This window comes from Holzapfeliella sp. JNUCC 72, from assembly GCF_053668685.1.
The window spans coordinates 48,573-60,682 of record NZ_JBSJYG010000003.1 but is presented as its reverse complement, the minus strand read 5'-3'; the positions used below and the strand labels follow the sequence as shown (position 1 = coordinate 60,682).

General features: G+C 34.4%; 12 protein-coding genes. 4 read left to right on the top strand and 8 right to left on the bottom strand.

The window, feature by feature from the left end; all coding sequences use genetic code 11:
• Positions 1-73 precede the first annotated feature (73 nt).
• The 8 genes from JNUCC72_RS06740 to JNUCC72_RS06705 all read right to left on the bottom strand — a co-directional run bounded on the left by JNUCC72_RS06740 (position 74) and on the right by JNUCC72_RS06705 (position 7,964).
• Positions 74-1,102: a WxLIP family cell surface protein gene (locus tag JNUCC72_RS06740; RefSeq protein ID WP_454144982.1), complete on the bottom strand. Its 1,029-nt coding sequence runs from the start codon at positions 1,100-1,102 to the stop codon at positions 74-76.
• Positions 1,103-1,223: 121 nt separating this feature from the next.
• Positions 1,224-1,814: a hypothetical protein gene (locus JNUCC72_RS06735; RefSeq protein ID WP_454144980.1), complete on the bottom strand. Its 591-nt coding sequence runs from the start codon at positions 1,812-1,814 to the stop codon at positions 1,224-1,226.
• Positions 1,815-2,007: 193 nt separating this feature from the next.
• Entirely contained in the window at positions 2,008-2,553 is a 546-nt protein-coding gene (locus JNUCC72_RS06730) for a WxL domain-containing protein (RefSeq protein ID WP_454144978.1), read from the bottom strand.
• A 49-nt stretch (positions 2,554-2,602) separates the two neighbouring features.
• Positions 2,603-3,802, bottom strand: coding sequence for a hypothetical protein (locus JNUCC72_RS06725; protein ID WP_454144976.1), 1,200 nt, complete (start codon positions 3,800-3,802; stop codon positions 2,603-2,605).
• A gap of 163 nt (positions 3,803-3,965) precedes the next feature.
• Entirely contained in the window at positions 3,966-4,490 is a 525-nt protein-coding gene (locus JNUCC72_RS06720) for a hypothetical protein (RefSeq protein WP_454144974.1), read from the bottom strand.
• A 245-nt stretch (positions 4,491-4,735) separates the two neighbouring features.
• A complete protein-coding gene (locus JNUCC72_RS06715) occupies positions 4,736-6,550 on the bottom strand; it encodes a carbohydrate-binding domain-containing protein (protein WP_454144972.1) in 1,815 nt (604 codons plus the stop codon).
• A gap of 15 nt (positions 6,551-6,565) precedes the next feature.
• A complete protein-coding gene (locus JNUCC72_RS06710; protein WP_454144970.1) occupies positions 6,566-7,246 on the bottom strand; it encodes a DUF4956 domain-containing protein in 681 nt (226 codons plus the stop codon).
• On the bottom strand, positions 7,236-7,964 hold the full coding sequence (locus tag JNUCC72_RS06705) for a VTC domain-containing protein (protein ID WP_454144968.1): 729 nt from the start codon (positions 7,962-7,964) through the stop codon (positions 7,236-7,238). Before JNUCC72_RS06705 ends, JNUCC72_RS06710 begins: the two co-directional genes overlap by 11 nt.
• A 137-nt stretch (positions 7,965-8,101) precedes the next feature.
• Here JNUCC72_RS06705 and JNUCC72_RS06700 point away from each other — a divergent pair, with 137 nt between their 5' ends.
• The 4 genes from JNUCC72_RS06700 (at position 8,102) to JNUCC72_RS06685 (ending at position 12,100) form a co-directional block, all read left to right on the top strand.
• The gene (locus JNUCC72_RS06700) at positions 8,102-8,776 is read left to right on the top strand and encodes a response regulator transcription factor (protein WP_454144966.1); all 675 of its coding nucleotides are present in this window, start codon (positions 8,102-8,104) and stop codon (positions 8,774-8,776) included.
• Complete coding sequence (locus JNUCC72_RS06695; protein ID WP_454144964.1) at positions 8,776-10,071, top strand: sensor histidine kinase; 1,296 nt, start codon at positions 8,776-8,778, stop codon at positions 10,069-10,071. Before JNUCC72_RS06700 ends, JNUCC72_RS06695 begins: the two co-directional genes overlap by 1 nt.
• Before the next feature lie 130 nt (positions 10,072-10,201).
• Entirely contained in the window at positions 10,202-10,909 is a 708-nt protein-coding gene (gene budA, locus JNUCC72_RS06690; RefSeq protein ID WP_454144962.1) for an acetolactate decarboxylase, read from the top strand.
• A 159-nt stretch (positions 10,910-11,068) separates the two neighbouring features.
• Positions 11,069-12,100: a branched-chain amino acid aminotransferase gene (locus tag JNUCC72_RS06685; RefSeq protein WP_454144960.1), complete on the top strand. Its 1,032-nt coding sequence runs from the start codon at positions 11,069-11,071 to the stop codon at positions 12,098-12,100.
• Positions 12,101-12,110 lie beyond the last annotated feature (10 nt).

Here is a 12,110-nt window from a genome sequence, read left to right as displayed (position 1 = left end):
TTGTAGTTATTAAAAATAAATAAAAAAACCTCGAGGAAAAAATCCTCGAGGTTTTTTATAGTTAGATATAAGATTATTTTTGGTTTTCTTCATCATCTTTATCTTTTTTACGTTTCAAGAAGAAGAATAGCCATGATCCTATTAATAATAGAATTAAGAATCCAATAAGTAGTGAGAAGTATAAAATAGTATTATCTGTTTTTGATTCATTAACAGAGGTATCGTTATATTCTTTTGCTTCTTCACCTTTTATAGTGAAGTCCTTATTAAACTCCCATTTGTGTTGACTATTTTCAAGTGTTAAGTGAAATGTATAATCACCGGGGTTAAATAAATCGTCCCATTCTACAGAATAAGGGAAGTCAGTGTTTGGTGCGATACTTAGATTAGTATTCTGTCCAGAAATAACTGAGTCAGTTGAACCTTTCTTGGTAATGTTATACTTACCTGTTAGTTTAGTAATTAAGGTTGGTGTAACATTGTGTAATTGTAAAGATGCAACGTTGTGAAGATTACGTTGTGAAAGAACAACATCACTAGCTGTTAAGTCAGGAGTGATGACTGTATCTGTTTGCTTAGCTCTAATCCCAACTGTACGTGTATAGACGTTAGAAATACCGCCTGAACTTTCTTTACTTTGATTTGGTGTGATAGTAATCCCACCCAGCAAAATGCCGTCAAAAGCTTCAGAAGGGCTATTTAAAATCAAGGTTAACTGCTGACTGCTATTAGCGGGTACAGTAACCGTTGGATTTGGGTTAGAAATTAAGTCTTTTATGTTGTGTTTTGCCGTATTGTTAAGTTTAGCGTCTGATTTTGAATAATCAACAATAACGTTTGAATTGGTTGCTGCCGTGTTAACTTGAACAGTATAAGTCTGTGGACTATTGCTATTATTGGTTAATGTAAGTGTTAAAGGTGTTGCCTGTCCAGGTACTAACTTAACATCAAAGAATCCACTGTTATCGCCAATTTGGTTAGCTGGCGGTGTGATGCCAACTGTGTAATCGTAGCCAGAACTTGCAGCTTGAACTTGCTGGTATTGTGCAGATGTAGTGAATAATAGTAAAAAAATTACTATTAAGTGTAAAATTTTTTTCATGATATACCTCCATATTATAACCATAAGTTTAAATAATCTTTGTTTTTTGGTCAATCTAAAAAAGCTCCCTCGATATAAAAGAGGAAACTCTAAAATCATAATCTTAATGTTGTAGTAATAATTAGTTGGATTGAGAAGTAGGAGTCGTTTTTAGCGACCATGATAGTGTAGAATTGTATTCTTTTCCTGATTGATTAGTCTTAGTAAAATAACTATCATTAAATGATAATGCAGCTGTTAAAGTATCGGTCTGATTTATATCTGGATCACCTGATTTTTTTGTAAGAACATTTACTGGACTATTTGTTATTGTCTTATCAGTTATTGTTACAGTAATACCACTATTATCAAAATTGGTTTTATTCTTTACTGATGACCCCCAACCGTTAGAAGCGGCGTTGGAATTGTAATTTTGACTTTTAACAGTAAAAGAGTCTGTAAGTTTTTGACTCTGTCCACTCCAAGAATTAGAATTGCTAAAATCAATACTATCAACTGTAAGGTTGAGTGCTCTATCACTCAAAAAACTACGTACATTCGCTTCATCAGTAACAGAATTTGTGTGAGGAGAATCGTTACTTCCTGCTTTAACTGTTGTGTTACCAAAAGCCACAGCACTGGAAGCGATTAGTGCTGTAAATAAAGTGATTGCTGATTTTTTCTTCCCCTTTTTTGATTCGAAAATGACGAGCAATTTGATAATAATTATCAAATTATGTGCAGAAGTTAATTTTAACGTTATGATAATAAATAATACTTTTAGTTATACTCCAGGTATTAAAAACAGTATTAATTACTTGATAAATCTAAAACTAATGCACAACTATAATATATGCTTATAGCAACAAACGTCAATGGAACAGAATAATAAAAAGCCTATCCTTAATACAGAATAAGCTCTCTTACTATTGGGGAGCATCAATTAGGTTCCAAGCAAGTGTTGTTTTATATTCTTTTGCACGTACAGTTGGAGCAACTTTAAGTGTAGAATTAAACATAATTGTTGGCGTTAGGCTAGATGATAAAATATTTGTATCGGATACGCTTGCAAATTCTTGCTCACTAGTATTGATTGTTAACCCGTTATTATTGGTGGTCACTTTTGTATCTGGTGATTTAGATTTAGGATGGAAGGATAAGTCAATACCATTATCAAATCCACTATCTTGTTTTTTGACGGTTAGTCGCCATCCTTTTGTAGAACCTCTAAAGTCGTTAATGGTGATTGATCCTGCAGTTTCAGAGCGAGTTTGTTCTTGACCATTTAAGGTAATGGTACCAAAGTCAAGATCTGATGTATTGGCGATTTTTAATGGACCACGTTTAATTTCAAATTTGGCGTTTGTATTTTGGTTAAGTGTGTCTGATTCAGCGTGAGCTGTGTTATTATTCATAACAACAGCACTTGATACTAATAGAGCAGAAAACAATGTGATTACTGATTTTTTCATAATAAATTTCTCCTTTTAATTGTAAAAAAATTAATATTGTTTAAGGTTATTAAGGTGTGGAAGCTAAGTTCCAGGTTAATGTTGTCTCGTAATCTTGAGCTAGAAAAGATCGATTATTTGGAATCTGAACAAATAAATGCTCAGCTAGTGAAATACTTGAACTCCCGCTACCGCTCCAAATTATAGTAGATTCATTTGATATGTGTTGTACCTCATTATTATTTTTGAAGATAAGGTTTTGAGCCAAGGCGTTTTTACCGTTAGAACGGAGAGATAAGTTCCATCCTGGTGAATTTTTGCGAGTATCTTCAATTGTGACCATAGGATCAGATTGTAGTGCTACCTGATTGGTTCCTAATCCTAAGGTATGATTATTAAACTTCAATTTGGTAGGAACGCTAATATCAAATATTACCGGCTTAGGTTTAACATGGACAGTGATTCCGTTTTTGAAAACATTTTGGAAGATTTGATTAAATTTAGAATCGGTTGTTGATACGTTAATACCCGTATATGTGCCACTTTTTTTATTTTTAAATTCTAAGTTTGTCATAACAGAAATGTCTTGACCATAGCTAGATTTAAAATAATTGTGTATATACTGCTCTAAAGAATCTCCTTCAGTAATGGTTACGTCAGTTAAGTTTTCTAGTTTTATGCGTTCAAAACCATGATCGGTGACAATATAGTATAGTGTAGAACGACTGCGATCTCCAGACTGGTTAGGACTTTGCTTACTTTCGCTATCGGAATTGAGTAAATAACTATTTGGAAGATTCCCAACTTTCCCACTTTGGTCATACCAAAAACTTTTCTCTGTTTCAAAAGTATATACACTTAAGATATCTCCTGGTTCTGTATCCACGGATCCCCATTTCTCTAAAGGCTCATTTTTAGGAGTAGTAACATGTGCAGATACTTCTTTTTTTATGTTTCCATTTTTATCCATCAATTGAGTTTCGTAATATAAAGGATTTTGTTTTAAAAAGTCCAAATAATGGACTGTTAGACTAGAATCATCTTTGTTTCGATCATGCCCGAAATCTGCAATAATTTTATTTTGTTCAAATTTGAATATTGCAGCAGTCCAATTGGGATTTTCAGTAGGAGGTAGCCCTCCCAAAACTATAGAATTATAATACGTATCTGGTGAATAATCCTTTGCATAAACATCAGTCTTTATTATTAGAAAGTTCAATAGGTTAACGATGATGGCTAATAAAATGATTTTCGAAATGTTTTTTATCATAATTTAAGTACCTCTTTAGTGTAAACTACGCTACACATAACTAATCATGTATCGAGAATACTTGACTATAATATCTAAAACATTTACTTATGTCAATGAGTTGAAACAAAAAAACACACAACTATTATTTATTTTTAATAGTTGTGTATTTTACGTGAATTAATTATGAATTTTTTGTGATGTGACCATCTTGATAAACACTATATGTTCCGTTTACTTGATTTTCACCAGAGTTTGAAACAGTAACCAGATAATAACCAGTACCATCTGGATTATAAATAATATTACCATTATTATCATTTGATATTTGGCGATTATAGTCCGTTGAATCATTTAACTGTTTAGCTAGTGAATAAGAAGCATTTGGTCCCGAAGTAACAACAGCTCTAATTAACTTCACAGAGACTGTTGAAGTAGCAGTACTGCGCTGTTCAGATGAATTTTTTGAAATATTACTTGTAGAATGGTTGTTTTCTTTAACATTAACATCATTCTTTGAATTAGTGTTAACTGTATTAACACTTTTTGGTGTAGAAGATGTTGGTGATACAGTATTATTATTTAAAACTCGAACATTGGGAGTATCGCTATTGGTGTTTGTCTGCGTATAAGCAGCGGGCTGGTTAGCATTAACTCCCAAAGAAACTGTAGATATTAATGCGCCTAGTCCAATTAAAGTTTTGTTCAAAATAAAAATCTCCCTTCGAGTAATATTATAACAGGTTGTAATGCTAATTCAATAAAACTATGATTGTAACTTAATAATTAATCAAAGTAAACCTAATTTATTAGATATCATACACATGCATTTTTTGTCATGAAATATGTGTATATTTATATAATTAATTATTGAAAATAATTTTGAAGTTGTCAAACATAATGTTCGTTATTTAACCATTTTTAAATAAAAAACACGACTTGCTAAGTCGTGTTTTATCGTCTCATTATTCCCATACCGCCACCACCTGGCATACCAGAAGTTTGCGTAGCAGTTGAACCATCTTGGTTAAAATTATTAACTTCACTAGTTAATTGATAAGAACCTAGGAGTGTTGAGCCATTATACAATTTGTAAGTTTTACCTTGGATTAAGTTAGCGTTTGAAAAAACAATATGTTGGAAAGATTTTTCAGATGTGTAGCTACCAACTACTTGATCATTTTCATCTTTAAGTGTTAGTTGCGTATTAGGTTGAAGAGAGTTAGATAAGTAAATAGCTAAAGCAGCTTGATTTTCAACAGATGAGATATTTTGTGCCATTCCTGCCGCACCCGCTGCCACCAGTGTGCCACCTGTTTGGGTAAAGTTACCATTATAATCTAAGGCACCGTTGCCACTCGTTGTTGTACCATGAACAATTACTGTTCCACCAGACATCTTGATGTTACCGTTGCTATCTAATCCATCACCTTGTGCATTAACTGTTAAAGTTCCGCCTGTAATGTTGATTTCTTTACTACTATCAGCGGTGTCTCCACCACCGGGGCCTTTTTCTTGTCCTTTAGCACCAAACTGATCAGGAGAAAATCCTGTGTTTTGAGCTGTAGTATCGCTACCACCACCTGCATTAACACCATCATCTGTTGAAGTGACAGAAGTTGTCCCATCTTTAATGTTAATTACACTGGCTTCAAGACCTTCATAAGAGTTTGAAATCGTGGTTTGACCGCCTTCAATTGTCAAAGTATTATCGGCATGAATACCGTCATCACCGGTTTTGATTTGTAAGTCACCACCAGTAATTGTGACGGAGTCATTTGAGTGGATAGCATCATCTGCACTATCAATTGTGAAGTTACCACTTGAAATCAGAAGTGCACCACCAGCTTTTAGTCCTTTGTAACTTTCAGAACTTGAAGCTGAAGTTGTTTGATAACCAGATGCAGTTTTGATAGAGAAGTCTGCATTTTGGATACTTAAGTTTGTTTCGGCTTGTAACCCATCTCGCCCACTATCTATCGTGAACTGACCACCATCGATAGCAATATAACCTTTTGTGGAATCTTCACTATTATTGGCTTGAACAGCATCGCCCTCGTTAGTTGATAGTTGGTAAGTCCCATCTTTGATAGCCACAGAGTCTTTACCTTTTATGGCATTGCTTACCGCGTTAACTTGATAGTTACCAGAGACAAAGGTAAGATCATCTTTACTGCGAATACCGTTTTGATAGTTAGCATTAACCTTTAAGGTCCCATTTCCGTTAAAGCTTAGGTCATCTTTACTATAAATAGTTGCATCAGGTTCAGTTTCACCATTAGCTAAATTATAGTTGCTCCCGTCTGTAACTGTATTTGTTGTATTGTCGGCTAATGTGATAGCTACTTTGTCAGCTTGTTCAACATTAACAGCAGGTCCTGATTCATTAGTAATGGTTACATTTTCAAAGACCAAATGAACTTTATCTTGGTTAGAAGCGGCTACTTTTAGTTGTCCATTGGTTAGTGAACCTTTAACAATATAAGTGCCACCTTTAGTAATGGTAACTGTTTGGCCATCAATAGTGACACCGTCACTACTATTTGTCACTGATTTTGAAGATAAATCAATTGTAGTATCTGTTTGACTATTATAGGAAGTATCTTGGTCAAAGTTGCTGTAAGTGCCATACAGATTTGAGTTTGATAAGTTCGTCATAGATGTAGAATTAGCAGTAGTTGCTGTTGATTGACTTGCAGCTCCTTGACTTGAGCAAGCTGTTAGGGCAACGCTAGTCAGTAATAATGGGATAATAAGTTTGCTTTTCATAAATAACAATCCTTTCTAAAGTTGGTCAGTACGTGTGGCTACTTTTCCTAAGACAACAGGTAAGTTACCATTACGTGTTCTGACATCATCAATTAATGCTTTTTCGTAAGCTTGATCTTTTAAAGTTAAGTGGTAGCGCAATTCGTACATGCTACCCATTGTGGTTGTTTTAACCGTATCTAAATGATAGTTATGACTATATTTTGTAAATAAATCATCGAATAAGTTGGGGTAATCTAAATCTTCTGAAATTGTAATTTTAAGTTCGCGTTCTGCGACTTTTTGGTTAGTGCCAAAGTTTGAGTAGTATAAAGCTGTTAGCAAAATAGCTACGATAGCTGAGAAGATTAAAACGTATCCTACATACCCCATACCGGTTGCGAGTCCAATTCCCATTGCCCAAAAGATACTGGTTATTTCACGAGCACCTCCAGCAACTGAACGGAATCTAACTAAACTGAATGCCCCAACAACGGCCATTCCAGTTCCTAAATTCCCATTAACTAGCATGATGACTGATTGAACCAAAATTGGCATAATAACTAAGGTAGAGATAAAACTTTTAGTATAGGTGTTTTTGATCATATGGACTCGTGCAACGATGATTCCAAGGAATAACGATGTTACCATGCAGATAAGTAAAGACGTTAGGTCAAGATTTGCGGATGTTGAATTTTGTAATAAACTAGATAACATTTAAAAGCTCCTTTTGTGAATTGAATAAGTGATGTTGATAAACATAAGCGTATTTTGAAAATTTACCTTTAGTAATTCCGTGTTTAGTTAATAGATAACTAAACCATATTGGGTAAGCTCCCATTGCTTTTACTTCCATTAAAACGTCAAAGTGATTAGTAACGCGCTCACCGTGAGTACCTTGTTCAAGGTCAATATTAGTGTCACGAAAACGAATATTTTCATCAAAGGTCACTCGGAATTCAGGTTGCTCGTGACAGAAGTAAGAGAGGCGGTCATACATGATAGCTACCCGAGGATGAAGGTCGGGGTTTGAATTGAATAACCAGTTTATTTCACGTGCAATTTGTGGATGAGAGGCATAGTTCAAGTCCATCTCACGATTCAGTTTAAATAATAGGTAATCATTATATGAAAGTGTCAGACGTCTTTTATAAACAATGCCTCGTACTTTCTTTTTAATTTCTAAGAAAAATTGTCCATTAGGGTTAAATTGTCCATATTGTCTAACCCTGAACTTTTCTTTGTAGTCGGGCTTTTTCATTGAATGATTAATGAATTTGAAGTTGTCTGTATCATAGTAAACGGAAGAAATTGTATGTTTGCCGAATTGATCGGCTAGCATATACCGTTCTAAGTCTTCTTTGAAGCGGTTACATTGGTCATATGTTAGTAAATATTTATTTTCTTTTCGTTCAAATACGTGTTTTAATTTCATTAAGTAAACCTCCTGTTTTTTGCTGATGAGGTTATATTACGGGCTGAACCTTAAACGGACCTTAAACTAAAAAATTAAGTTTGATTTATGGTGAAAAAGTTATTATTGACTCAAATAAATAAAAGGAGAATCCAACTATGATAAAGATACTTGTCGTTGAAGATGAACAAGCATTAGCTCAAAATATTGAACGAATTGTTTCAGATTTTGCCCAAACAACGGTTGTTTATGACGGTGCTGAAGGATTATTTGAAGCAGAATCAGGTGTTTATGATTTAGTTATTTTAGATTTGATGTTACCTGAGATGAATGGCTATGAGGTTCTAGCCCAATTACGTCAAACAAGGCAAACGCCTGTGTTAATTTTGACAGCCAAAGATGGATTAGAAGATAAAATTGAAGGTTTTCAAAAAGGGGCCGATGATTACTTAACAAAACCATTTCATCGAGAAGAATTAATTATGAGAGTGAAGGCTCTGCTAAAACGTTCCTTGGGTGTGTTTAATGAAGAAACAATTGATTATGATGGACTAAGTTGTTTACTAGCAAGCAAACAAGTTCGGTTTAAGCAAGAAGAACTACCTATTCAAGGGAAGGAATTTGAATTACTAGTTTATCTCATTCAAAACCAAGACATTATTTTGACTAAAGAACAAATTTTTGATCGGATATGGGGATTTGATTCGGAAACAACACTGACCGTTGTTGAAGTCTACATGAGTCGTCTGCGTAAACACTTAGCGCCAACGAATTTACAACAAAATATTCAAACATTGAGAAATGTTGGTTATATCATGAAAGGAACAAACTAATGAATACTGACTTAACTAAAAGACAGCGATTTAGATTTTTCTTGATTAACTGTAGTGCTTTTGCAATTATATTTTTGCTTTTAGGAATCATTACAATTACCTTGCTTAACCGTTCTGCTTATAGTCAAACAGATGAATCTCTAGTCAAAATGAGTCGAGATTCTAAAACAATTGACTTAGAAATCAGGCGTTATGAACAAAAAAACCCATTCTTATTTCAAAAGAATGGGGGACCAGCCAATGATAATCAGTTTAATACACAGATTATTCTATGGACCTCTGATGGCAAGATATTAAATAAAGACTCATTGGGAGCAAAGTTCACACCAATTAACGATTTGACTTTAAAAACAGAAGAACTTGATACAATTCATGCTTTCTCACTAAAAAGTCAAGATGCAGAAACGTTGAACTTTCATAGTTACCTGATTAAGGCAAGTAGCACTGATAATCAGGTCGCTTACGTGCAATTCATTACTAATACTAACCCAATTCAGTCATCATTAGAAAACTTCAAGATGATTTTAATCATCGGGCTAGTGGTTTTTTGGTTACTCTCGATTGGATTGAGTTATTATCTATCCAAGTACAATATGCGCCCAATTTTGAAGTCTTGGCATAAACAACAAGAATTTGTGGAAAATGCTTCACATGAATTAAGAACACCGCTAACGATCATTCAAAATAATTTAGAGCATTTATTTACAAAACCAAATGATAAAGTAATTGATCAAGCAGACTCAATCGCGCAGTCGTTAAATGAAACAAGAAGATTGAAATCATTGACCTCTGACTTATTAACATTAGCTCGAAGCGATACTAACGAGTTAACTTTAACCAAAGGATCAGCTTCAACAAGCGAGTTCATTTCCCAGCTATCACAACCCTTCAAAGAAATGGCTGAACTTGAAGAGAAATCTTTTTATGTTTTAACTAACGAAGATTTAATTGTGAATTTTGATGTCAAAAAAGTTCATCAAGTCGTCGTTATTTTACTGGATAATGCATTAAAATATACCAAATTTGGTGATAGTATTACAGTTTCTTCCATTAAACAAGGAAACTTTTGGCAATTGAGTATTCAAAATACAGGACCTTCTATTGATCCTGAGAACTTACCTTATTTATTCGATCGTTTTTATCGTCAAGATAATGCTCGTTCAAAGGAAACGGGGGGCTATGGTTTGGGATTAGCAATTGCACAGCAAATTGTAAAAGACCATGCGGGCTCGATTAAAGTTCAGAACATTAAACCCCAAGGCGTTAAATTCAGTGTTAAATTACCCATTGATTAGTATTTTTAGTAAGTAGACTTTCATCGTACGCCTTATAGGGTATATAATAGTTGAGATACCTAGCCAAATTACAGGTTAATAGCTATTTACATTTGACTATGTAATCTTACTAACTATTAGGAGTGATAACATGTCAGAATTATTTCAACATGGAACTTTAGCACTTTTAGTTCCTGGTTTATTAGAAGGTACAATGTCAATTCAAGACGTTTTGAAGCATGGAGATACCGGAATTGGAACGGGACAAGGATTAGATGGTGAGCTAATTGTGCTTGATGGCTCAGCATATCAAGTCAATGGCGAAGGAAAAGTAACAGTGGTAAATGATACTGATTTCAAGCTACCATTTTGTGATGTTCATTTTGCAGATTTTAAGCCGTTAAAACCAATCAAAAATTTGAAAATGAGCGCTGTTGAAAAAACGGTTTTCGAAGAAGTTGATTATCGAAACGTCTTCTTCGGTGTTAAGATGACAGGTAATTTTTCAAAAGTTAAGGCACGTTCAGTGAACAAACAAGATAAGCCTTATCCATCATTAACACAAACAGCAGACCAACAATCTGTGTTTGAACATGAAAATATTAAAGGAACAATTATCGGTTATTATTCACCTCATATTTTCAATGGTCCAGCAGTTGGTGGATTCCATTTACACTTTATTTCAGATGACAAAGCAGTGGGAGGACACTTGCTAGACTTTGAACTAGCAGATGGTGACATTTCACTTCAACCTTTCGAAACGCTAACTCAACACTTCCCCGTAGATAATCAAGAATTCATGTCTCATGACTTTGAAAAAGATGATATTGCTTCAGCAATTGACTACGCGGAAAAATAGAAAAAAGCACCTGGCTAAGAGTCGGGTGCTTTTTCTTTGGTTTAATGACTAAATAAGATGCTATTTAATTTTTTTTTAATAAAAAACCTATATATTATTGACATCTGTTTGCTTAAATGATAAAAATATTAAAAAGAAAACAAAAGAGGAGATATTAATATGACAAGAGTAAATGCGCAGGATATTGATTTTAATAATTTAGGGTTTGATTACATGGATTTACCTTATCGTTATATTGCAAGATATCACAATGGCCAATGGGAAAAAGGGGAATTAAGTAACGATAGCGATTTACACATCAGTGAAGGCTCAACAGCTTTACATTATGGTCAATCAGCTTTCGAAGGATTAAAAGCTTATCGTACACCCGAAGGGAAAGTTCAACTTTTTAGACCAGATCAAAATGCTAAACGATTAATTGCTTCTTGTAATCGTTTATTGATGCCAGAATTTCCAGAGGAAGATTTTATTGAAGCTGCTAAGGAAGTTGTTAAAGCAAACTTAGACTTTGTACCACCTCATGAATCAGGTGGCACGCTTTATCTAAGACCACTTATCATGGGAGTTGGTGGACAACTTGGTGTTCATCCAGCCAAGGAATATATTTTCACTATTTTTGCTTCTCCTGTAGGTGACTATTTCAAAGGTGGTATGACACCAACTAGTTTTGTAACATCAGACTACGATCGTGCTGCACACCAAGGAACTGGTAAAAGTAAAGTTGGGGGTAACTATGCAGCTAGCTTACTACCTGGCGAACAAGCTAAGAAAGACGGTTACTCTGATGTAGTGTACCTTGACCCATTAACCCATAAAAATATTGAAGAAGTTGGGGCTGCAAACTTTTTTGGAATTACAAAAGACAATGAATTTAAAACACCGCTATCTCCTTCTATTCTACCAAGTATTACCAAGTACTCATTGCTTTGGCTAGCAGAGCACCGTTTAGGACTTAAAGTATCTGAGTGTGATATTCCAGTTGACGAGTTAGATCAATTTAAGGAAGCAGGTGCTTGTGGAACAGCCGCAGTTATTTCACCAATTGGTTCTTTAACTCATCATGGCAACAAACATGTCTTTTACAGTGAGACTGAAGTAGGACCTTTGACTACTGAATTGTTTGATACCTTAAAAGGTATTCAATTTGGGACAGTGGAGGCGCCTGAAGGATGGATTGTTCCAGTTCACTAAAGACTAGAAA